The organism is Verrucomicrobium spinosum DSM 4136 = JCM 18804 (assembly GCF_000172155.1).
Taxonomy (GTDB): Bacteria; Verrucomicrobiota; Verrucomicrobiia; order Verrucomicrobiales; family Verrucomicrobiaceae; genus Verrucomicrobium; species Verrucomicrobium spinosum.
This window is the reverse complement of the sequence record NZ_ABIZ01000001.1, coordinates 5750428-5776410: the sequence shown is the minus strand read 5'-3', so window position 1 is coordinate 5776410 and position 25983 is coordinate 5750428. Positions and strand designations below refer to the sequence as shown.

The window sequence follows — 25983 nt, the reverse complement described above, 5'->3', positions numbered from 1 at the left end:
CTCAACCATTTGCAATGAGAGAACTGGGAATGGCAAGATTGGCCAAAACAAAAGCCTTACCTGTTCGTTCAAACAAAAGGCGACAAATAACATTCAACAAAATGCGAGTCTCGTCGTCTGTAATGCTCGCAGTTTCATGCCCATCTGGGAGCCAGATGAGACAGCAAGTTTATCAATCTAATCCATGAAAATACAGCATCCCAAAGTACTGGCCCTTGCAGGAGTTGGAGTTTTCGGTGTCGCAGCCTTGACTTTTGCCCAAGAGCAGAAGCCGGTTGAGACGAAGGAGCCGTCCTTTACGATGACGAGTGCGGACTTCGCCAGCAAGGTGACCCGTGACTCAGCGCCCCTCGCGAACGCGGGCCAGCTCACCCTGAGCTACGCGGATGTCGTGCAGCGCATCCTCCCGAGTGTGGTGAGCATTAGCACCTACTCCAAGAAGGGCACGCCTGGCCGGAGCATGCCCGAGATGAGCGAGGACGATCTGGGGCAGCTCCCGCCCATGTTCCGTGAGTTCTTCCGTGACTGGATGGAGCGTCGTGGGGGTGAACCGGGAGATAATAACCAGCCCAGTCCGGGTGGGAGAAATCGCCAGCGTCCGCAGCAGCCCCGGCAAACCGGCTTGGGCTCCGGCATGATCCTGACCGGCGATGGTTACATCCTCACGAACAACCATGTCGTCGAAAGTGCGGACCAGATCAAAGTGGTGATCGCGGGCCGCGGGAAGGAGTATGAGGCCAAAGTCATTGGCACTGATCCCCAGACGGATGTGGCTTTGATCAAGATTGATGGCACAGACCTTCCTCATGCCGTCTTCGGCGACAGTTCCAAGCTGCGCGTAGGAGATGTGGTGCTGGCCGTGGGGTCGCCCATGGGGCTGACTCAGTCGGTGACACAGGGGATCGTCAGTGCGCTCGGGCGCAGCCAACTCGGCATCATTGGGCGGCGGGGTCAGGCGGGTTATGAGAATTTCATCCAGACTGACGCCGCCATCAACCCAGGCAACTCCGGCGGACCGCTGGTGGACGGGCTGGGTCGTGTGATCGGCATCAATACCGCAATCGAGACCCAGAGTGGCATGTTCGCGGGGATCGGCCTGGCCATTCCGATTGACATGGCGCTTAACATTGCTGCGGACTTGCTCGATGACGGCAAGGTGGACCGTGGATTTCTCGGCATTCAGATGGATCCTGTGGATCCCAGCATGGCGGACTTCCTGGGGCTGAAAGACGAGGAGGGGGTGACAGTCACCCGTGTGGTGGAGAATTCTCCGGCGGCCAAGGCTGGCTTCGAGGAAGGAGATGTCGTGGTGGGGGCCAACGGTGAAAAAGTGGAGGAGCCCTCCAAGCTTCGTCTCATGGTGAGCTCCAAGCGCCCCGGTGAGACGGTGAAATTCGACGTTGTGCGCTTTAACGAGCAGTCCAAGAAGCCGGAGCGCATGGAGTTGAATGCCGTTCTTGAGAAGCTTGACACTGACAAGCTCGCCTCCAGCGGGGCGCAAGGTGATGGAAAACAGGCCAAACCGACCGGGTTCCTTGAAGGCGTGCGGATTGAGGATGTGACCGACGAGTTGCGTAAGGAGTACACGATTGAGGCCGATGTAACCGGTGTGGTGGTGACCTCCGTCGAGGAGAACAGCCCTGCGGCCAAAGTAGGTCTCCAGGAAGGGGATGTCATCCTTCAGGTGAACCGCCAGCCCGTGAAAACGGCTGCGGAAGCCAGAGCGCACAAGGGTGACGCTGGTGCTGCGGTACAGCTCAAAATCCTGCGTGCAGGGCAGACCAAGTTCCTCGTGATTCGGAACTGATGCATTGAGCTGTCCCTTTCCGACCGGCCGGGCTCTTCGGAGTCCGGCCTTTTCTTTTTCATGCTCCGGGACACGGGAGGGCGGGCATTTCTTGACCCGTGCGGCTTCCGTGCTTCCTTGAGTGCCCTTTATTTAAATCATGGACACCCATCACGACTCTCACGAAGGTGGCGGCTCTTTCTGGAGCGCAGCCAATGTCTTCATCGGCCTGGCATTTGGAGTTTTCGCGCTCGGTGCGGGAGCGGTGCTTATTGTGGGTGGTCTCGGGAAGTCGTTCGGGAGCAAGAAGGCTCCTGACGCGGCACATGCTCCGGCAGCGGCGGCTCCTGCGGCTGCAACGCCCACAGCAACGGCCCCTGTAGCAGTTCCTTCCTCAGTAAAAGAAGAGGGTGGGGCGGCAGTCGTCACCTTGAAACCTGGCGCGGCTAATCCCATGTCCTTTGATGTGACCAACTTCACGGTGAAGTCGGGACAGGCGGTCAAACTGACTTTTGACAATGACAGCACCACCCCGCTGCAACACAACTGGGTGCTCGGCGCTGCGGGTTCCAAGGATCGGCTGATCGCTGCCGCAAACGGCATGATGGCCGAAATGACGAAATGGATGGCCCGCGGTTATATTCCTGAAGGCCCTGATGTCTTGGCTCACACGAAACTGCTCAACCCCAAGGAAAAGGAAACGGTCGATTTTACGGCACCCAAAGAAAAGGGTGACTATCCTTATCTCTGCACCTTCCCAGGGCACTCGATGATCATGCAGGGGACCATGAAGGTGGAATAAGCCTTTCGGTTACACGAGTGATTCAAAGTTCAAGCTTCCCGGTGGCAGTGCCGGGAAGCTTTTTTTTAGGCACCGTGCCTTGGGGGACCACAGCTGTTGCGGTTGGCGAGCTTGCTTTCCGCTATTTCGGCGCAGGTTCCTTCCAAGTCCTGCCGCGGCCGGTGTGAATGGCGGCCATCAAACTATTGTAGAGCGAGCCGAGGGCGGCTTCCGTTTGCAGCGCGTATTCGACCGTGTGCGCGTGCGTGGAGGTGGGATAGTTTTTTACCACCTGGAGTTTGCCGGCTGAGGGGGCGACTCTGGCGGCCACTTGATTTTTCACCTCTTCCGCCCGATTGAGCAGCATCTGTCCTGCCGCAATCGGAGTGTCCCGTAGTACGGGCTCAAAGAAGTAGAAGCGGGCGACCACTTCAGAGGAGGTGCCGATGGTCACCTCCACCACCCGGGCGGCAGCGTCAGAAATGTACTCATGTTTCGAGGCGCTGATGATGGAGCCTAGTTTGACGAGGTAGTGACCGCCATTGCCAAAGGAGGCCTGCCAGAACTGGGGATTGCTGTCCACTTCATCAGTGGCACTGGGATTGGTGCTTGGGGCTGCAGTTTGTGCGGAGACGCTGGAAATGAAGCCTCCGTGGAGAAGGGCGATAGAACCAAGGGTGAGGAAAAGTTTTCGGGTGACATTCATGAGAGGACGAATCGTTGCTCTCCGAGAGTTGCAGATTCCGCCCCACAGGGAAAGTCCAACTTTTTGCGATGCTCTTTCAGACGCCTTGTCCTGAACCTGGGTGGTAGGGGCTGTAGCACAGATGGTGGGGCGATTTCACGACTGCTGGACGCAACAAAGGCCCGGACGCTCCTCGCGGTCCCGGGCCTTTGTCGTTCCTTCGTTGTGCTGCGTTGGAAAATTTAAATGGTCTCTAAAGACCAAGGCTCCTCACTTCATGAACGGACCAACCACAAGGAACAAGATTGCAATCAGGCGGATGACGCGAAGTGGAGAAGCGATTTGCATAAATGATATCAATTGCGGCTACACTTCTCATTATAGAGATCCTTGTGAGTCTATCAACTGGATATTTTCCACAAGTGACATTCGTTTTTGCTATTTCAGCGTGATCGACATAATTGCAGGTATGAAAAATCGCTAATGTGCGATGTTCTCCGTCAGCAAGGACCTATCGCGTTGGCTTGAGAGCACAACTGAGCGTAGTGCTATACCGATTCACAGAGGGGGCGTGGAAGTCGGCGTCCGCCAGCTTCGAGCTGTAACCTCCAATTAGTCCACTACTGAACCGGCGTCGCTTTCGGGGGCATCCCTTCGGCCATCAACTGTCTGGCGATCCGGGTCTGTGCTCGCCCTTCGGTGATCATCTTGCCCGTTTTTGGGAAGAGGGTGACCTTTGTTCCCTGTTCAGCAGCAATCAGTTCCTGGCCTTGCCCCTGGACCTTTGGCCAACCTGTGAGGAGCAAGGTGCCCTGTGCGGGAGTGTAAAGGGCGGTGTTGGACTGTCCTCTATACTTCTTATCGTCCGGCACGCCCGTGAGCTGAACATTCACTTCCCCTTTGGCCTCGGCGAACTTGAAGGATTTCTTGTCCTTCCCGAGGTGGACGATCAGTTGGGTGGCGGAAAGGTGGAACTGAGGGCTGGTCATCTTGACCTTGCCGTTGAACACCACCCGCTCTGCCTGGATGTCCATCTTGGTGGCCTCGTCCGCGGTGATGTGGAACCCAGAATCACTGGGAACCGTCTGAAACATGGAAGTGTCCTGTTCGGGAACGGGAATATACCCTGGGATGTTCTCAAGAGATTTGACGGTTGGCGCAGCAGGCCCAGGCCCTGGCTGATCCAGCCACGGGACTCCTGCACCCGACTGCCTGGAGCCCAACGGACGACGTTGGATGTTGTCTCCCAAAGTTGAGCCACCCGCTGAGGGATCTGTCTGCTCCCAGCCATAGCGCCCATGATCCAGCCGCGCCCCAGGAGCAGGTTCTGCAAATTCACCCTTGTCGGGCAAAGGCGCGTGTCTTGCCACCTGCTGAATGTTAGCCGTCCGCGGGGAAGCGGCAAAACTAGTGTCTTGTATCCGGACTACCCAACCTGCTGCGGCAACGATGCCCAGCGGAACGGCAATAAGGTATGACGACGGCGACACGGCGTGGGCAATTTAGGATTAATATTAAATATATCCTAAATATTGTCAATCGTTAGATGCTGTGGAGGGCGGCGAATACGAAAACTCCTCCTTGTGTGCTCGTCTTGGCGTGTTCGGGTGAGGGTAAGCAATATGCTTGGTGTGAATGGGGTGTGGCAATGGATGGGGTGAAGGAGCGGCTAAGTGGGGGTGAACCAAATTCTTGTGGGAGGCAAAAAATTAGTCTTGCCGAACCTACGCCCCTGTTGTGAAATCGGCCCCTTACATCTCATTCTGCAACACTTGAGCAATACATTGTACATCGCCGATTGCGACTCCAGCCTTTTCAGGGTTTGGTTTTTTTTTCAGGGACGACGTAATTGCATCACGTTGAGCGGCTTCGGCGGGGCTGGACCAAGGAGGGCTACTAGGAGCAAGTCCGAGCTAGCTAGGGATATTCGGGACATTTGATTGCGTGTTTTGCCGAATCTCCACCATGTTTTTTGATTATTTCGCATTTTTGACTCCCAAACGTAATATGAACAGCCTGAAAACCCTGCGCAAATCTCGCGGTCCCCTCGGCGGATTCATGATGGCCATCCTAGCGTGGTCGCAGATTTCCCAACCTTTGCAGGCAGCCAAGTACTATTGGCAGATTATTTCAGCGTCAGACCAGAGTTGGCAAACGACAAATGGCTGGCGGGATGCCAGCGGAGTATCCACCGGCTCTCTGTTCCCTAACGCGATCGGAGATTATGCGTACATCGGCTCCTTTGATGTAGCAGATGGGACAGCGCCCATCCTCAATCAAGATCTCTCCATCAATCTGGTCAATGATATCACGTTGGGAACGTTGGCCATAGGGGATCCAAATGGTCAGTTCTCGATGACGCTGAAATCTACGTCTGAGCCGAGCAAGAAGTTGATCCTGAACAATGGTGCTTCGCCTGCTGTGATTGAACAGTGGGGTTTTGGGTCGAACACTGTCTCTGCTGATATTCAGCTAAACTCCGATCTCTACGTGAACTTCTTCAATGGGGCAGGAGGGACCTTAAGCCTGGGAAATATCACGGAATCCGGCGGGTCTCGAGCTTTCACCAAAGACTCGGTCTCCGGCACGCTCATTATTAACGGAACCGCAGGTTTCACGGGTAAGTTGACCGTAGATGATGGTACACTTCGATTCAGCGGAGCGGGCAACGTTTCGGTGGCAGGTCTTTCAGGCGGTGGAAACGCGGTCATCGAAAATGGCAATGCCTCGGCCAAGACGTTGACTGTTGGTGTTGCCTCCGGCAGTGATCTCTACCAGGGGATTATCAAAGAAGGTGTTGGTGGTGGAGCTTTTAGCCTTGTCAAAACAGGTGCTGGCACCTTGGTGCTCGCTGGTGCCAATACATACACCGGAACAACCACTATTTCCGCAGGTACGCTGCAGGTGGGGGACGGGGTGCTCCCCGGATCTGTTCTCGGGATGGGTAATGTGATCAATAATGGAACCTTGGCATTGAACAATGCCAGCACGACGTTGATTTTTGGAACCGGGGCTGGGGCCCGAAGCATGTCCGGCGGCGGAGTGGTGACCCTCCTGGCTGGGACGTTGAATGTTAACAACTTGGCCAATTTCGCCGCGGCCACTGCCAATACCATCAATCTAGCGGATGGTACAACTTACAATCTGACTTTGGATGGCGATGCGCGTGGATCTACTCAGACGCTTTCGACTGGCGGCGACAACGTCGTTCTCACTGGCACGAATGGTACGGTGACCATCAACCTGAACCGCACGGCGACGACTGCGCTCAATAAGACCATTCAAATGGGTGGCTTATCGCTCAACAGTCAATCGCTGGTCGTGAACGCCAACAACCAGTATACGCTTGAGTTTGCTGGCGGAACAACCCTGGCGGGGGCCAATCCGACTTTCAACATTGCTGGTGGGGCCAGAGCTTCCAACATGGGACAGAGTGTTGTCCTCGGGGGTGTGGTAAGCGGAGTTTTTGGATTTACCAAGATCGGCAACGGTGTGCTGGTTCTTGGCAATGCAAACAACACGTTTGGAGCAGTGGGGGGCTCAAACGTCCAAATCAATGCGGGTTTCGTTCAGGCCAATGGCGCAAATGCCTTGGGGAACAATCTCAATACAGTCACCATCAACACCAACAGCGCCTCTCAAGGCTTGCGATTTGGAGGTGGCACTCCCGCGGTGCCTGTCTCCTATTCTGTTGCGCAAACTATAATCCTTGCCAATGGGACCAGTGCTATTGACGTGACGGCTGGCACCACTGTGACGCTTGCGACCGCCTTTGGCCTATCTGCCGTCGGCAATGCGTTGGTGAAGAACGACAATGGTACTCTTGTTATTGCTGCTGCCAACAGCACTTGGACTGGTGCGCTGACAGTCAATGACGGTGCCGTCCGCGTGACCAACGCTAGCGGATTGGGTACTACCGCAGGCGCAACTACAGTTGCCAACAACACCGGCGCGGCAGTGGAAATTGCTGGAGTATCCACTGCAGAGAACTTCACAATTGCAAACACTGGTATCGATACTGCCGGGGCACTTGTGGGCTACTCAGGTGCTTCAACGATCACTGGCACCATTACGCTCTCTGCAGCTGGAATGATTGGTGTGAATAGTGGTGCCATTTTGAATCTAAATGGCGCAGCCAATGGTGTAACGGGAACTCAGAACCTCACCCTTGGAGGTGCTGGTACTGGCAACGTGAATACCTTGTTGGGGATTACGACCGGCACCTTGACCAAGATGGGTACGGGGACCTGGAATATCACCACAGACAACGCCTACACGGGTGCCACCACCGTTAACTATGGCACCCTTGCATTCTCCGGGGCCAACGGAAGAGCTGCAGCGAGCGCATCGTTCTCTGTGAACCAAGGTGGCGCATTGACTTTGGATAACAGCACTGCCAATCCAACGGTTGCCAATCGTTTGGGTGGCAAGGCGCTCACCATGAGCGTGGGCACACTTAATTTTATCAGCAACACCGCCGGGTCTACAGAATCGATCGGTGCGCTGGTGATCAACATTGGTTCCAGCAACATCAACATGACTGGCACGGGTTCGGGTACATTAAATTTCACAGGCCTCACGATTAACAACACCGGTGGTATGTTGAACATCAATGCTGCAGGGCTGGGATCGACCAACAAGGTCTTCTTTGCATCTGGGGTGACTCCTGTGAACGGAATTGTCCAAAGGTTCACCATTAATGGCGGAACGGACTTCGCCACTTACACGGCGAACGGGGTGGAAGCTTACACGGGGTACAATACCACCAACAATCTCAATGCGGCAGTGGATACGGCCACGTTGAAAGTCTCTGGCAACAGCTTCCTGGGCGCCTCCCGCACCCTGAATGCGGTAGCGGTGAGCGGAAACAATCTCACCCTAGGTGGACTCGGCTCGGGTGTGCTTACCTTGACGACGGGGGCAGTGCTGGTGAATGGAGGGAACAACACCATTCAGCTGACTTCGCTGGCGATGGGGGGCAATACTGGAATTTTCCAGGTGGCGGCAGGTTCCACCTTGAACTTCCAGTCTCTGATGACTGGCTCCAACGGTTTTGTAAAGGCTCTTGGTGGAACGATGATCCTGGGGCTTAAGCAGTCTTACTCCAGTACGACCAACCTCGACGAAGGCACCTTGGTTCTGAATGCTGGCATCAATACGATTCTTCAAAACCAGACGATGAACGTCAACCAGGGTTCCACCCTGGACCTGAATGGGAATGTGCAATGGGTGGCCACTCTCAACTCCGTGGGCACTGCGCTCCCAGGCGCGGGTGGCACCATCAAGGGTAGTGCAGGCAGTATGCTTGTGACGCAGAACGCGTCAGGTGTTGATGGGGTTTTCTCTGGGCTGATCACGGACAGCGTTTCCCTCGTGAAGGCTGGGGGGAACACTCTGTTCCTCACGACGGCGAACAATTATACGGGCGCCACTGTTGTCACCGGCGGCACATTGCGTGTTCGGGACGATGGAGCCCTGGCCAACACTTCCTCCGTGACCGTAAACTTCGGGACTCTATTGCTGGATAACAGCAACCTTTCCGACAATCTCAATCGGCTGAACGACAGTGCGGGGATCACCTTGAATGGTGGCACGCTCTCCCTCTTTGGTCGTGCGGGTGCCTTGTCCTCTGAGACGGTCGGGGTGGTTACCTTGGGTATCGGTGCGAATACGATTAGCGCGTCAACGGGAAACAACGGTGGCCAATATCCGCCACAAACGGGAATTCTGCGTGTTGGCGGGCTTGTCCGCGACGCTTCCACCGGCTCCACCCTGACATTTTCCCAGAACTACACCAACACGAGTGCGGGTCAGATGGGGACCATCAGCGGGAACCAGGAAAACATTGTTATCAACGGCTACAACAGCGGCATGTTGACCAACAACATCATGGGGGCTTGGGCGGTCGCCAACAGCGGCTATTTCAACACCACGAGTGTTGAGTATGCCAGCTATATTGATGGCTTGGGCGTCGGAGCTTTGTCCACCACGGGCTATGCGGGGTATACGTCTACTTTAACCAATCCTGCTACCCCAGTAACGGGAACGGCCACGTCGAACGTGAGAGTCGTCACCAACAACTCAACCGCAGTGCAGATTGCATCGGGTGGCTTGACAGTCAACACGCTGAACGTCGGTAACGTGGCTCCATCTGGGACCACTACCACAGGGACGAATGTCAATCTCACCTTCGCCGCCGCCACTGATGTGCTGAATCTGGCAGGTGGGGGACTCATCATTCAGAACATTACGGGGACCAATGCCGCAGGAACCGCTTCGATCGGCACGTCCAGTGTTCAAGGCGTCATCACTGCGGGTGGTGCTGCGCCGACGTCTCCCGTTGATCTGTACCTTTATTACTACACCACCACGGTGGCCAACGCCTTGACGATTAACTCACGGATCGTTGACAACGCGGGCCAGCCTTTGCGTGTGATCTACTGGGGCGGCAACCAAGGAACTTCGTCTGGCACACCAGTGGTTGTGCTGGCCAATGACACGAACAACTATTCCGGTGGGACAGTGGTTAACCAGCAGCAGTTGGATATCGGTATCTCCGGTGGTGCCGCAGGTAACCTGCCGGGCGGCGGGTTGATCATTAACAACGGCGTTGTGCGGCAGATCAATGGCACGATTGCGAGCCAAGCCATCACCCTTAACGGCGGTTCAACCTTGACGCTGGCCGGCAACAATTCTCTCACCAGCCTGACGTTCAACAATATTGGGGGGACATCGAATCCGACGGTGACTACGGGGGGCACTCTCACTTTGACCGCTTCGAATGCTGTGACTGCCACGAGTTCGAATGTGGCGTCGACGTCGAGCCTCACTGGCACGCTGAGTCTTCTTGGAGGAGCGAAAACCTTCAATATCGGTGCCATCGAGATCGATGGAAAGTTGGCGAGCCAAACCAGCGCTACGCTTTCTGTTTCTGCTATTATCGGCGGTGATTCTCAAATCATCAAGACGGGTGCGGGCATCCTCCAGCTTGGCGGGGCGAACACCTTCACGGGTGGCGTGGATTTGCAAGCGGGTGGTTTGCGCCTGGCTTCCAACAACGCCGCTTTGGGAACGGGTGCGTTCACCATCAGTGGTAACAACACCGTAGTGTCGAGCGATGGTCGCACTATTGCCAATGCCATCGTGCTGGGTTCTGCGGCTACCAATATCACGTTCGGCCAGTACAATGAAGGGGCTACGACCTATTCCGGCACGGTCAATTGGGGAGGCGGGATCAATCGCACTATTGAGGTCAACACTTCGCCGACCACTAACGTGCAGACTTTCTCCGGGATCATCACTGGCTCAGGAACCCTTACCAAAACCGGCAACGGCATTCTCGCTTTAACAGCCAACAACAACAACACCTTTGACCTGACCGGGTCAAAGGCGCTTCAGGTGCTTGGGGGGACTCTTCGCATTGCCCTAGACAGTTCACTCGGTAGTGCACCCGCAACGGTTGTTTCTGACAATATCGTGCTCAACAACGGAATCCTGAGCGCTTCCGGAAACACGACTATTCACTCCAATCGAGGCATAGTGCTCGGATCTGCCACTGGATCTGGAGGTGGTGTCTTTGAAGTCGTGACGGCTGGGCAAACGATGGAGTATTCAGGGGTGATTGCTGACAACGGAATCGGGGCGGATTCGATGTTCAAAACTGGAAACGGCACCCTGTACATTGGCGGGGCCAACACCTATTCCGGAACCACGAACGTTTATCTAGGAGTCCTTCGGGTTGGGAGTGCTGGGGCGCTCGGCTCGACTGCTGGGGGGACATTGATTTCATCCGGTGCGACTTTAGAGCTTGTGAATGGAATTTCCATTGGCGCGGAATCACTGAGCCTCAGTGGATCCGGCGTGGGCGGTCAAGGAGCCCTTCGTAACATGGTTGGCAGCAACAGCTACGCAGGTGCCGTCACTCTGACCAGTGCCAGCAGCATTCGCAGTACATCAGGAGCCTTGCTTCTTACAGGGGGAGTGACAGGAGGCGGTTTCGCGCTGACCACTGCTGGGGATGTGACCTTCCAATTGTCGGGTGGGGCCACCATGACCAACGTGGCCAGCCTTGAACTGGCAGGCGGTTCCCTTAAAATGGCGAACACCAGCGCCTCAAACAATACCGACCGGGTTAGCAATTCAACGGCGGTGAACGTCGTCAATTCCGGTGCCATCTCCTTCACTCACGATAGTGCAGCCGGGACCAATTATTCCGAGACTCTCGGAGTTCTGACACTTTCAGGCGGGCACACGGAAATCGCCACCTCGGAAGCTGCGACAGGTCAGACTAGCACCCTTACGTTCGCCAATCTGGTTCGATCCGGGAGCGCAACCGTGAACTTTGCCGACTTTAACCTGGGGGACAGCACTCGGAATCGGATCGTGTTCAATGCTATTCAGGGCAATTCGTCTTTCACGGGTCTGATCGGTGGCTGGGCGACGATTGGTGGTGCCTTTGCTGAGTACGCTGACATCGGCGGCGGGAACTTCTCAGTGCGTGCGCTTTCCACCGCAGTGTCCACCGGGGAATCGACTTGGCTTGACTACACAGTGAATGCCGCGCCGATTGTGGGCACAGATATCAATCTGGACAACAATCCGACATCATCTGCCTACCGGAAGCTCAATACCTTGGCTCTTGGCGGTTCGACCATTCTGGACGTTACCGGAAGTGGTGCCAACTCGCTTGCCGTCAAAACAGGTATTGTGTCTGCGGATGCCGACCACATCATCTCTGTTCCCTTTTTGAAGATTGGAGATGGAACGGTTGCCACAACCCTTCCCGTCACAGTGAACAGCGGTACCCTGACTATCTCGGCTGTCATTTCCAACAATGCTCTCAACGATACCAACTTCGCAGGAACGCTTCAGAAGAGCGGGAACGGGAAGCTTCGATTGACCAATATCAACAGCTACACAGGCGGCACCCTCCTGAGCGGTGGCAGCTTGCTTGTCGGTAACGATTTTGCTTTGGGCTCTGGGAAGCTGACCATGGCTGGTGGAGTGCTTGCCTCGGATGGTGCCGGAACTCGGACTCTGTTGAATGCCGTTGATTTAACGGCCACTGGCTCCTTTGGTGAAGCGGGCAACACGGGGAACTTGATCCTGGCAGGTGTCATTAACACCGGAAGCGACCTGCGCACGATTACCGTGAACAACGGCGTCACGTCGCTGACGGGCGCGCTGACTGGTACGGGGGGGTTCGTGAAGGATGGGGCAGGCACCTTGTCGCTGACTGGCAACGCAAACAGCACTTTCACCGGCAATATTTTAGTCAATCAGGGTTTCCTTGCATTGGGAAGCAACGGCAACAGTGCCGATTCGTCGGGTATCGGCAGCACGGCCTCTCGTGTCATTACTGTGCAAAATGGTGCCGGTCTTCTGGTTTTCTCCAATTGGAACGTCACGAGTGTCAAGTCCATCGTAGTGGGCGCAGGCGGAGCTGAGTTCAAGGTCGCCGGCAGCAGCAACTTCAACATCGACGACGGAAACCAGATCTCTGGTTCCGGAAATATTTTGAAGACGGGCTATGGCACCTTCACCCTTGCTACGACGACTTATAACTATACCAGCGAGATCACGGTGGCCAAAGGGCGCCTGTCCGTCGGGGGCACCAACGGTCTCGTCCTAGGTGCGGTGGGCCCCAATTCAGGGGTCAAGGTTCTCAATGGTGCTGAAATGGTCGTCACCGGAGCAAGTACCATCTCTGAGTATATCACTCTCAATGGCGTCGGGGATTCCTCAATTGGCGCTCAGGGGGCCTACGGTGGCTCTCTGGTCGTCACGGCTGCCGCAACCTTTAACGGTCCAATCACGCTGGCATCCAACTCAGCTATCGGTGTCAGTTCTGGTGTGACCTCCACCATCAACTCTGCCATTGGGCAGTCTGCCTCTGGCTTGGCTCTGACCAAGCTCAATACTGGGGTGCTTGTGCTGGCCGGTAACAACACCTACACCGGAGCGACGATTGTGCGCGCCGGGACATTACGTGTTTCTGGAACTGCAGGCTCGGTTGCCAGCTCCTCGGGACTGACGGTGGTATCCAACGGCATCCTTGAGCTGCAAAATACGGCTGCTGCCAACAATGGTGACCGGATTGGCGACAGTGCCGCCGTCACAATGAATGGCGGGACCTTCAGCTTCAACAACACCGCTGGGGCAGCCTCCTTCACGGAAACCACGGGAACCGTGAACGTGAATCGCGGTGCGAATACGATTAACTCCACCCAAAACACGCTGGGCACCAGCACCCTCACCTTTTCGTCACTCGCGAGAACGGGGGCCGGCACGGTGAATTTTACTGGGGTCGGTCTGGGGCTTGATGCCACCAACAGAATCCGGGTGACCGACCAGGCAGCAGGATTCATTGGTGCTTGGGCAACCGTGAACGGAACTGAGTTTGCAAAGTATGATTCGGTTCAGGGAGTCACTGCCATGACCGGATCCGACTACGTGACCTCCGGCAATGCCGGCACTTGGACCGGCGCTGACCACGTCAAAATGGAAGGCATTGTTGCCGTGTCGAACGCCGGGGTGACAGAAATCTCCACGTTGAACCTCAAGCCCAATGCTGCTGCCATTCCGGTGGGCAGTGTTTCCTTGGGAGCAGGTTCTACCTTGCGGTTGCGGAACGGTATCCTGGTGAGTGGCACGGTGGCCAGCGGCGGAATTTTCGGAGGAAATCTCACTGCGGGTACCGGGGCAGACGCGGCAGGGGAGTTGCTTATCAATAATAGTACGGCTACCTCGAATGTGTTCACCATCGGATCCTCCATCGTCAACAACGGGCTGGGCGCGGTGGCTGTGACCAAATCTGGGGCGGGCACGCTGGTGCTGGCCGGGACGAATACGTTCACGGGAGCCCTTACGGTAAACCAGGGCTTGCTGGGCACTTGGAAGTCCGTTGTGACGGACACCATCGTCGTTAATGGCGGTGCCCTTGGAGCTTACGGGGGATCCAAGGCCAGCACGTGGGGTGCGGCCAACATCATCCTGAACGGCGGTGCCATTCAAAACTTCGACAGCACGGGTCGTACTTTTACCAACAACATCACCATTAACAATGATGTGACCATTGGTAGCGCGAACATCGGTGCCGGTGGTGGCATGGTCTTTACGGGCAGTATCGCGTTGGGCTCCAATACTTGGAATCTCAATGTGGCCAATACCTTCATCTCAAGCGGGCCGTTGTTGACCTCGGGGATGGTTGTGTTCGGCGGTCCGATTACGGGGACCGCAGGATTTGTTAAGTCTGGAGCAGGGGTGCTACTACTGTCTGGCAACAATAGCGGCCTTTCTGGCGACATCACGGTTGCTGCAGGCACCCTGCGGGTTGGCTCGAATGCAGCGCTCGGTGCCAATGGAAATCGACTGGTGATCAACGGGGGCACCTTCCAGTCCACTGCGGACCTAACTATCGCAAGCGACCGCACGATTGTCGCTGGGGTGAATGCTGGTACCAATACCATCACTACCAACACGAACACCACCCTCACCTTCGGTGGCCTGCTTGAAGGTGCCAACCTCACCAAGAACGGGTTGGGCACTTTGGTGTTGTCCGGCAACAACACGGACTTCGAAGGGCTGATGACCATCAGCGCGGGCGCGTTGCGTATTCAACACAGCAATGCGCTAGGCTTGACCGGTCTCGGACGTGATACAGCGACTTTCGGCACAGCATACATTTCCGGGGGGCCGATCACCATTGTGGCTTCGGGTGCCGCGTTGGAACTCGCTGGCAACATTTCGGTGGGTGATGAATCCCTGGTACTCTCGGGCACGGGTATCGTCAACGGTGGCGGTCTTCGCAACGTGAGTGGCAACAATACGTGGTCGGGGCAGATCTTCCTCAACGCGGCATCCCGCATCAATTCGGATGCGGGTACTCTCACACTTACTCAGCAGGTCACAAATGCCGGCACTACGGGCAACAACCTGACTCTGGGTGGGGCTGGTAACATCGTTGTGCAAGCTGCTATCGCAACGAACCTCAACTCCACGGGTGCAGGTACTGCGATTACGGGGACAACCTTGACCAAGGACGGCAGTGGTACGGTGACCCTGCAAGGTGCCAATACCTATACTGGATTGACCACTGTCGCCAACGGTGTGTTGCGCATCGAGGGTGCGGTGGGATCCATCAGCACCAGTTCTGGTCTGACCATCACAGGGGGAGCGGTGGTGCAGATCGCCAATACGTTCGCTGCCACTGGAGTGAACCGGATCGGCGATGCCGCGGCCCTGACCTTCACGGGTAGTGGGGCGTTCCAGTTCACCAATAATGGTGGGCTGGTGAACTACACTGAGACGCTTGGTCAACTCGTACTCTCGGCTGGATCCGCTCAAGTGTCTACCACCCAGGCTGAATCGGGGCAGACGAGCACCCTGACATTCACAGGCGGTTTGGGAACGCGAGGGGCTACCGCAACAGCGAACTTCTCTGGGGTCGGATTAGGGGACAGCACTCGTAACCGGATTGTGCTCTCCACTGCACCGACGGTCACCAATGGCATCATGGGCGGATGGGCCACTGTCAACGGGACTGATTTTGCCACCTATGACACGACGGCAACTGCAGGTTCCGTCCGTGCCCTGCAGACCTACACCACAACGGCTGAGAATACTTGGGCTGCAACCAACAACGTCAAAGTGACCGCTGACACGACCCTCACTGCGGGACGTACGATCAATTCCCTCAACTTGACCCTGGCAGCGGCTACAGCCTTGAACATTGGCGCTGGAAATACCCTGGCGGTCAATTCTGGCGGCCTCCTGGTGACGGGAACAGGGGCGGGAAGCATCAATGGCGGCACTCTCACTGCCAATACCACCGGTGCGTCCAACTTGTTCATCCATCAGTATTCCTCCCAGGCACTCACCATTGGCTCGGCGATTGCCAACAATGCAGGGGCCGGAGCTGTGACGTTGGTCAAGTCCGGTACTGGAACGCTCGTGCTCACCGGCGCGAACACCTACACAGGTGGTACTGTATTGAATGACGGTGTCGTGCGATTTGATGCCGCTGGTGCGGTTACGAGCAATTTCGGCACTACGTTCACGTTCAATGGCGGAACTTTGCAGTTGGGAATCGCAAGTCTCGCCGTGACCAATCTCTCGTCAACCAATGCGAATGCTGTCATCAATTCCTCATTGTTGTCCGGTTCAACGTTCAGCTCCATCAACACCGACAGTGCCATCGGAACGGTGGTTTCGTCCACGTTTGCCGGTCTTCTCCAGGACGGAACAGGGAAACTGAGCTTCACCAAGACCACCGCAAATACCACGACAGGGGGCGGTACGCTGGTTCTTACCAACGTGAACAGCAGTTACACGGGCGTGACGACTGTCACGGGCGGTGGTGCCAACTCCGGGTCTGCGTTCAGCACGAGCGTTCTGTCCGTATCGTCGTTGGCAAACATTGGGCAAAACAGCTCGATCGGACGCGGTGATTCGACCAGCGCAACCACCAATGCGGCGAGCTTGGTCCTTGATGGCGGGGTGCTTCAGTATACCGGAGCAGGCGCAACGACAGACCGTTTGTTCACCCTGGGTACGACCGCGGTTGCTTTCCGCGCGAATGCCAACGGCAACTCGACCTTGAACATCCATTCGGTGACCGGCGGGATTGATTCTTCGGGTACCACTGGTGCGCTCATCTTCAGCAATGCGGGCGCGATTGCCTTTGCTGGCTCGGGTGCGCGCCAGTTCCTGCTGACAGGTAGCAACACCGCGGACAACCGATTCTCGTCCATTATTGGAGACGGAACAGGTGGAATCACCGAAGTTGTCAAGGCCGGCGCAGGTCGCTGGATCTTGGATGGGGCAAATACCTACTCCGGCCGTACCATCATTGACGCCGGCACCTTGGTGCTTGGTTCGAACACGGCAGCAGGCACGGGTGACATCATCTTGAGACAGTCGGGCGCAGTGCTTGAAGTGGGTGGATTGACGATTGCCAACAAGGTGATTTCACACGGCACCGGCGGCGTTACCGTTCTGGTGACGGGGGATACCACTTTCACCGGCGCGTTCACCAGCGGTACGGCTGCTTTGGACGGCCAGGATGTGACTGTAAACGTTGCTGCAGGCCAAACCGCTACCTTCACGGGTGGTGTGGACTTCACCACGCGGGCGCACGCCATCACCAAGATAGGCAATGGCACTCTGACACTCGTGGGCAACGGCGTATCGGGCTCCAACTATGTACGGTTGAACTATCTGTACATGGGGAACAGTTCCACCAATGCTGCTGGGGTGCTGAAGTTTGAAAATGTTGGCGACATGAACATCGCAAACGACTTCAGATTCGGTTCGGGTGTGCTGGATATCTCTCAGATGCAGACATCCGCAGGCCCAGCCACGCTTACCGTGGTGATGACAGGTGGTCAGGGCCTTGGTACTGGGGCACCCAATGCGGCAACTCAGACCATTCTTTTGGGCGGCAATACTCTGGCGGTTAACAGCAGCTTTTACTACCAGGGCTCTACTACGGGTCTCGGGGCAACGGTTGGTGACGTGGGTGCCATTTCCGGCTTTGTGAGTTTGCTCAACGCGTCCAGGAACTTCGATATCAATGACTCAGCGGGTGCTGCGGCAGATGTGACCATTAACGCAGGCATCATCGGTACAGGAACCAGTGCCGCACTCGTGAAGCGTTATGCGGGTACATTGGTGTTGGCGGGTGACAATACCTATACAGGTAGCACGACACTGAGGGGCGGTTCGTTGGTGCTCGACTACGGACTGAACACAGGAACCAAGCTCTCCTCTACTGCTCTCCTCGGATTTGGCACGTTGGCCATCAACGCCAACGACTATAGCGCTCAGATCGGTGCCGGGTCACTGGTGCTCAAGGGTTCCAACACGGTGGCAATTGTGGAGGATGTCACGGGTCTACAGCTTGGCACGGGGGCTGCGGACTTGGTGATCGCCGGGTCTTCGACCATGCTTCGCGCCGTGACCTATCAGCGGAATAATAACAACTCCTTCTCTGGTCCGCTGACCGGGGTGCTCACCTACGACATGTCTGGCGGGAACGGTGTCTTCCGTTTTGCTGACAGTGCCAACACGGCAGTTTATGCTGCTGGCACTACCTTTGGCGGCCTTTTCGTGAAGGATGCTTCAGGGGTGATGGGCTTTGGCGTGACCGATGCGGCAGGCAATGTGAGCCGCCTCACGGGTGTCAATGTGACTAATCTTGCATCATGGGCCGCCGGGAGCAACATTGACCTCTCTGCCGGGCCTGCCGGTAGTGTAGCGAATGATGTGGTGATCAACAGCCTTCGCTACGACGCCAATGCAGCCGCCAATTTCAGCGTTGCCGCCGGCAAGACACTGGGCGTGACCACTGGCAATATCATGGTGACGAGCACTGCTGGTGCAAGCGCCGTGACAATTGGCACCGAAGGAAGCATCCTGGAGTCTGAGAACGAAGCGCGTGACCTGATCTTTGCCCTTTACAACACGGGCACCACCACAGTGGCGGCGAATATTAGAAGCGACCAGGGGGTCACCAAACTTGGCTCCGGACTCCTTGTCCTCAACGGCGACAATACGTTCGCTGGAAATCTTTCCATCTACGAAGGCGGAGTGCAGGCTTCTGGTGGCCGGGCTATTGGCGACAGTTCCGTGGTGGTGCTGGCTCACCGTGTTGGCGCTTACCTCGATGTCCAGAGCAATGAAACCATTGGAGGCCTGGTCAATGGTTCAAGCTCCACGGCGGCCAACACGGGCGTGAACATTGCCGCGAACGTCACTCTCCGTATCAACAGTGTCACCGGGACCAATAACCAGAACTGGAATGGAAACCTCACCGGAACTGGGACGCTGGTCTACCAGTCCAACAGCACCGGTGTGCTGAACTTCAACGGCATCGCGAATACCTTCGCTGGCAATATTGTCGTGGAAGGTGGTCAAATCACGTTCTCCTCTCGCAACGTTTCGAACGTCAACGGCGCAAATTCATACTTCTTGAATGCAGGCACGATATTGCTGGACTTCAACTCCGGTACGGAAGCTTTCAGCAAAATCCGTGACACCGCGATGGTCACCTTGATCAATACTGGCGGCAAAGACGGTCTGCGTGCCAACAGTGATCGCAACGACTCCAGCAAGACGGAATTTATCGGGGTGCTGAACCTGCTCGGTGGTGCCAATACCATCACGCTTCAGGCCAACGCTTCGAACGGATCGGCCATCCGCACCATGGGGGTTGCTGCAAACGACATCCAGCGCAACAACCGTTCCACCCTCCTCGTTCGCGGGAACAACCTTGGTGACATCTCTGGCAGCAACCTGAACACAGGGCGCCTCACCAATGCCGTCACTCCTACGGGCAATAACTTTATTGGTGGCGGTGGTGCTGCGGGGAGCAAAACCATCAGCATCACACCTTGGATCATTGGTGACAATACGGCCGCTGGAAGCACCACTCACGGTGTGGGGAACAGCTTCGTGACCTATGCCGCCACCACGGGCTACCGTCCATTGACCACCGCTGAGTACGAAACTGCCTATGCCAACCTGACGGGGACTCCAACCTCCAACTTCGCGATTTCCGCGACCACCACGGGCTTGGGAGCTGCTACCGCGAACAGTCTTAGGATCGATACTGGCACGACGGATGTGACGATGTCTGGCACTGGGGTGCTTGCGATCACGAGCGGTGCCATCATGCAGGCGAACGTCTCCGGAACCTCGAACCTGAGTGGTCGAATTGACGGCTACTCTGGTATCACCACTGGCGCTGCCAATGAATACATCGTCTATGTAACCAACACCGGTACACTGACGGTTGACTCGCCCTTCACTACAACGACGGCTGCCTTCACCAAGTCCGGTGCGGGCACGCTCATTCTCTCTTCTGCCACGGGCAGCACCTTCACTGGCGCAGTCACCATCAACCAAGGTGTATTGCAGATCAGTGCTGTGAACCAGATTGGTACGGGCACCTCCCTGGTCATGAACGGCGGCACCTTCAAGTACGGAGCAAGCTTCGATCTCACGTCAGGTGGCAGGGTGATTACGCTCGGTGTGACAGATGCACCCGGGATTGCCTATGCCGACTACCAGACGGCGGGAGGCACCTTCGATACCAATGGCAATAACGTCGTATTCGGGAATGCTGTGGGCGGCGGTGGAAATGGCGGCCTTACCAAGACTGGATCGGGCGACATCACGCTTAACGCCGCAAATACCTACACCGGTGATACCACAATTCTCCAGGGATCGCTGACTTATGGAATCAATAATGCCCTCTCATCAGGTGGCCTTATTCTTAATGCAGCCACGGCCACACTGAATCTCGGGGCCTTCAACGACACAGTGGGACGGATCAATCTGATCAACGGTATCATCAACGGCACAGGTACGTTGACGACCACCTTTGACACCATCTCGGTTCAGGCGGGGACCATTCGCGCCAGCCTGGCGGATGTTGGGACCTCCGGGAACTCGATCCCAGCCCGGCTTGTGAAAACGACAGCCGGAACGGTCACGCTGACCTCGGCCAATAGTACATACGGTGGGGTGACCGAGATCCAGGCGGGAACACTGATCGTGACCAGTCTGGCTGATCGAGGCAATGCCAGCTCCATCGGTACGGGCACCTACGAAGACGGGGCGATTCGTCTGGGATCAGCTGGCAATGCAGGCACATTGCAGTATCTGGGCAATGCCAATGCCTCTACGAACCGTTTGTTCCAGTTGGTGGGTACCGGCGGGGCAGGCGTCATTGATAACGCAAGCCAATATGGAGCTGCATTGACCCTCAGCGGCAACGTCCAGGGAATGAGCGACGGTGACACGTTGGGTGCGGCGGTGACGACCAAGGCGTTCACCCTGCAAGGCATTTCAACTGGAAGCAACGTGTTCTCCGGTAGCCTCATGGAAAACAACGGCATCGTCCGCCTGAACAAAGATGGTGCCGGCATCTGGTCGGTCACTGGTGTCAGCTACTACACGGGAGCCACTACGGTGACTCGCGGCACCTTGGCATTCAATTCGATCGGGAACATTGGGGCTGGCGCGGGCTCGTTGGGGGCTGCAACGGCTACCTCTAATTCGACGCTCGTGCTCGGCAGTTCAGCGAATTTTGCCGGGTTTCGTTATATCGGCAGTACCAATGCAACCACCGATCGTGTTGTAACTTTCGCTGGCACGACCGGCAGCGTTGCTCTTGAAGTGGCAGGCGCCGGGAGTCTGACCTACACGTCAGCATTTGCCGCCACTGGTGCCGGGGCCAAGACTCTGTACCTTCGTGGTTCGGGAGATGGGGTGATCGCTGCGGCCTTCAATAACCTCTCGACCACTTCTTCCAACGCCACCGCCATCATCAAGAATGGTGCAGGCACCTGGACTCTGAATGGTAACAACGGCATCACGGGTGCGGTGACGGTTAACCAGGGTAAATTGATCCTTGGCCAGTCCGGGGCCTTGGCGAGTGCTTCATCATTCACTGTCAATGGTGGCACTTTGGAGCTTAACAACGCGGCCACTAATGTCACCAACCGACTCGGTGGCAAGGCACTCACTCTGAATGGGGGAACCTTGTCAGTCGTGGGGGGCGGTGGCACCGCTCTCTCCGAGATCACCGGTGCGCTGACCGTCAACTCTGGCCAGAACGTCATCTCTGTTACCGCTGGTGGTACGGGGAGCGGCAGTAACATCCTTCAGATTGCTTCCAGCGGAACGGCTTATACTCTGGGAGCGACTGGCGGGACAGTCCTGTTCACAGGCAATGGCCTGGGGGCTGCTCCTTCGGACACGACGGTGAACGTGAAATTTGGAGGCACGGTACCGACCTTCACGAATGGCATTCGTGCGGAAATGGTTGGCAACGATGGGGTAAATGTCGGCTTTGTTACCTATGATCCCACCAATGGCATTCGAGTTCTCACCGGGGCAGACTTCACTTCTCTTCCCGGTCAGCCGACGGATCCCGGGTTCGGAAATGTAACGGTCGCCACGGCTAATTCCAGGGTGGCCAGCGCTGAACTCATGACCACGGGCACAACGGTGAACAGCCTGACGCTTGCGGGTGGCAGTTCTCTGACTTCCGCTGGTGGCAATCAATCTGGAACACTATTCAACGCCCTCGGAGCGCTCAATACTCTTACGCTGACCAGCGGCGGCATTGTGGCTGAGAATGGAAATTCCTCCATTAGCGGCGGTGCCATCACCACTGCGGCCTCATTCATGTATTTCCACACGTTTGGAGATCTGAATGTCTCCAGCTACCTCACCGGTGCCTCAGCCACAGTGGGCCTTGTGAAAGCTGACAGTGGCACCCTGACTCTCAGTGCCCAGAGCTATCTGGGAGGTTCGGTGAACATCAATGCGGGCACTCTGGTACTGAATGCGGGGAATAACACTCTCCTGGTGGCTCAGACTGCCACGACTGCGACTGTGCGAGACCTGCGCCTGAACAGTGGCCTTCTGAACCTCAATGGGAACAGTCAGGCGGTGGGAGCGCTCAGTTCCTCCGACACTGTGGCGGGAGCGGGTGGAAACATCACCAGCAGCACGGCCGCGACTTTCACCACCAGCACCACCTCGAACACGACCTATGCGGGCGTGATCAGTGATGCGGTCACGGTGACCAAAGCAGGGTCAGGGAATCTGACGATCACGGCCGCGCAAACCTACACGGGTGCAACCAATGTCATCGGTGGTACCTTGACGCTCTCGGACCAGGCAAGCCTGGCCAGCACGAGCATCAACATCCACTATGGAACGCTGGCGCTTTCTGATGCTGGGACAAATGAAGTTGGAATCAGCAACAAGCTGAACCGCATTGCAGACAATGCCTCGATTTCCATGAGGGGAGGTGCCCTCAATTTCAGCGCCCTGTCAGGTCTTGGGGCTGTCGAACGTGTGGGAACGGTCACCTTGGGCGAAGGTGCGAACTCGATGACGGCGACCAATAGCAGCAGTTCGACGGTGTTTACGATCGGCAACTTGGTCCGTTCGTCCAGCAGCGGCGCGACCATCAACTTTGTTGCTTCCGGCGGCGCTCTTGGAGCCAATGCGCAGCTTCAGCCTTGGTACTTCCTGGAGCAGATCAATGGAGTGGCGACCACGGACATGGCCTTCATGGGCGCATGGGCGATTGGAACCAATGCCTCCAACACCTATGACTATATGGCTTACAGCACGAGTACTGGTGTAGGAGTCATCGGAGCATCCGGTTTTCCGACGTATGCCAGCACCCTGGCTTCCGGAAATACTACCAACCTGACGGGCACAACTGCTCTTGGTGCGTCCAATACCACGACCGCCCTGCGTCTTGCGGGCGCATCCGCCATTAACCTGACCTACTCGGCCGCAACTGATCTCCTCGTCCTTGAGTCGGGCGGCTTGCTCAGGAGCGGCGCGGCGAACACGGATATTGGGACGCTTGCTCTTCGCGGTGTATTGACGGCTGGAACAAACGCAACCTCCGCAACGGAGTTGATCGCTTACATCGGTCAGAACACGACCACCATCCACTCACTCATCAAAGACACCAAAGATACGTCGGTGGGTGGAACGGGTGTGGTGACGTTGGTCAAGTCAGGTGCGGGTGGTCTGACGCTCACGGGTGCCAACACCTATACGGGGGGTACGATCGTCAACCAAGGGACGCTGACTCTGACGACGAACGTGGCGGGAACAGTGGTGATCCCGGGAGATCTCACGATCAACGGGGCAACCGTCACTATGACCGCATTCGAGGGTCAAATCGCCTCGGCCTCCAATGTTACCCTCAATGGAAGCAGTGTTCTGACCATGTTTGGTACCAACACATTGGCCAGCCTGACATTCAACAACCGAGGTGGATCCGGCACGACACAGGTGACCACGGCCACCAAGCTCATCCTCTCGGCCGCGAATGCAATCACCGTGGACAATGACAACATTGCCACCACTCCGACCATTTCTGGGTCCTCCATTGAGTTGTCGAACAACAATCCTGTGATCAATATCACAGGGGATTCTCCCATGGGGTTGGTCATCAGTGCCCCATTGAACTACACCGGGACTGGCGGGCAGATCACCAAGACTGGCGATGGGTCCTTGGTCCTCTCTGGTAGCACGGCGCATATCCTGACGGGCGGGCTGAAGGTGGCTGCAGGAACGTTGATTCTTGACAACAGCGCTGCGACCAATGCTTACGGAACGGGAGCCATCACCTTGGAAGATGAGACAACGATCCAGGCGGGCACCGCTGTTCGCACCATTACCAATGCCTTCACCGTCAACGGAGACTTTACATTTGGCGGGACCGCGAGCACCCAGAACCTGACCCTGAGTGGTGCAATGTCTCTCAGTGCTGGCATTAACCACACCGTCACGGTCAGCAGCCCTCAGGTCGCGGCGACCATCAATGGCAAAGTCTCGGGTGGCACTGGCTTCATCAAAGCTGGGGCGGGTACTTTGACCTTGGGCAACAACACCAATGACTATGGTGGCAAAACCGTGGTCGCAGGTGGGTTGGTCAAGATCGGAGTTGCTGGGGCCGTCCCCGATGGTTCCGAGCTGGAGGTTCGAAATGGCGGGACGTTCGATATGAACAACTTTGACGAGAAGGTTAAGGCTCTCTCTAGTGAATCGAACACCAGCGGCGGTTTGATCACCAACTCTGGGGCCTCGGCCAAGACTCTGACTGTGGATGGCGGCACGGATACGACTTCCACCGTGTTTGCTGGGTCGATTACCAACGGAACGGGTGCCTTGAACTTGGTGAAAACCGGTCAGACCACCCAAGTGCTCGCATGGGCCAACACCTACACCGGCACCACCGTGGTGGATCGCGGAGCTCTGCAAGTTGGTTTGGGCGGCAACGGTAGTCTCAAGGGCACCGGCACTGTCACCGTTGGCACAGCGAGTGCGACACTGGCCACCGCCAATGTCGCCACCCTGGCGGGTTCCGGCCGGATTGCTGGCGCCACCACGATTGGCTCTGGGTCGACGGTTGGGATTCTTGCACCTGGGGATTCAGCGGGTGGCGTGAACGGCCGCCTGGAGTTCGGGGGCGCTTTGACGATTAGCAACAATTCCCAGATGCAGTTGCAGATCAGCAATGCAACGACCAGCGATGTGAATATTTCTACGAGCTACCTCACATCGGTTTCCACCTACGAAACCTACGTGGCTGGGACAATCAGCGGCTACGCCTCGTCGCCAGTCAACTCTGCAAGTCACGACTTCATACAGGTGGATGGAACGTTGACGATTGGCTCAACTGCCACGGGCAGTGTGGCCATCCTGGACAATGGTTACCTTACTGGGGGCGGGCGTGGTGGGGATGTCTTCCTGCTTCTCGACTGGTCGGGGACCATGGGCGGCACCTTCAACACGGGTGGCTCCCGGTACGTCTCGGGTGGTCTGGCTGGTGACCTTCTGCTCCCAACGCTCGGGGCTGACCGCATGTGGGATGTCGGCTACTTCAAGGACTACGGTGTCCTCATCGTGGTCGGTGTTGTGCCTGAACCCGGCCGCATGATGCTCTTGCTGCTTGGCTTCCTGTGCCTTGGCTTCCGCCGTCGCCGTAGAGCGAACTGAGTCAGATTCCATGGAGTGGGGGTCCGCTAAAAGGTGGATCACCATTCGCATTTAGCGCAACCAGCCTCCTCCTCGCTTCTGGGCCTGGCAGTATCAGGTTCTTCAGGTTGACTAAGCAATTAGCCGCAAAAAGCCGAAGCATTTTTCTTGTCAGGGTAGGCTCAACCTGAGATAAGAGGGAGTTCACGA

5 protein-coding genes are annotated in these 25983 nt (G+C 56.6%); 3 read left to right on the top strand and 2 right to left on the bottom strand.

Annotated features, from left to right (window positions below; translation table 11 throughout):
• Positions 1-184 precede the first annotated feature (184 nt).
• Both VSP_RS37050 and VSP_RS23415 read left to right on the top strand, forming a co-directional pair.
• The gene (locus VSP_RS37050; RefSeq protein WP_009963748.1) at positions 185-1807 is read left to right on the top strand and encodes a Do family serine endopeptidase; all 1623 of its coding nucleotides are present in this window, start codon (positions 185-187) and stop codon (positions 1805-1807) included.
• Positions 1808-1946: 139 nt separating this feature from the next.
• Positions 1947-2588 (top strand): plastocyanin/azurin family copper-binding protein, encoded by a 642-nt coding sequence (locus tag VSP_RS23415; protein ID WP_009963747.1) that lies wholly within the window; start codon positions 1947-1949, stop codon positions 2586-2588.
• Positions 2589-2709: 121 nt separating this feature from the next.
• Here VSP_RS23415 and VSP_RS37045 read toward each other — a convergent pair whose 3' ends face one another.
• Both VSP_RS37045 and VSP_RS23405 read right to left on the bottom strand, forming a co-directional pair.
• Positions 2710-3273: a hypothetical protein gene (locus VSP_RS37045; RefSeq protein ID WP_009963745.1), complete on the bottom strand. Its 564-nt coding sequence runs from the start codon at positions 3271-3273 to the stop codon at positions 2710-2712.
• A gap of 599 nt (positions 3274-3872) precedes the next feature.
• Complete coding sequence (locus VSP_RS23405; RefSeq protein WP_009963744.1) at positions 3873-4346, bottom strand: LptA/OstA family protein; 474 nt, start codon at positions 4344-4346, stop codon at positions 3873-3875.
• A gap of 913 nt (positions 4347-5259) precedes the next feature.
• On the opposite strand from VSP_RS23405, the gene VSP_RS42530 reads away from it, so the two are divergent.
• Positions 5260-25794 (top strand): autotransporter-associated beta strand repeat-containing protein, encoded by a 20535-nt coding sequence (locus VSP_RS42530; RefSeq protein WP_009963743.1) that lies wholly within the window; start codon positions 5260-5262, stop codon positions 25792-25794.
• Positions 25795-25983: the final 189 nt, after the last annotated feature.

Bases quoted from the DNA above. Each gene is read 5' to 3' on its own strand.
- VSP_RS23405 (WP_009963744.1), bottom strand. From the start codon at position 4,346: ATGTTTCAGACGGTTCCCAGTGATTCTGGGTTCCACATCACCGCGGAC.
- VSP_RS42530 (WP_009963743.1), top strand. From the start codon at position 5,260: ATGAACAGCCTGAAAACCCTGCGCAAATCTCGCGGTCCCCTCGGCGGA.
- VSP_RS23415 (WP_009963747.1), top strand. From the start codon at position 1,947: ATGGACACCCATCACGACTCTCACGAAGGTGGCGGCTCTTTCTGGAGC.
- VSP_RS37045 (WP_009963745.1), bottom strand. From the start codon at position 3,273: ATGAATGTCACCCGAAAACTTTTCCTCACCCTTGGTTCTATCGCCCTT.
- VSP_RS37050 (WP_009963748.1), top strand. From the start codon at position 185: ATGAAAATACAGCATCCCAAAGTACTGGCCCTTGCAGGAGTTGGAGTT.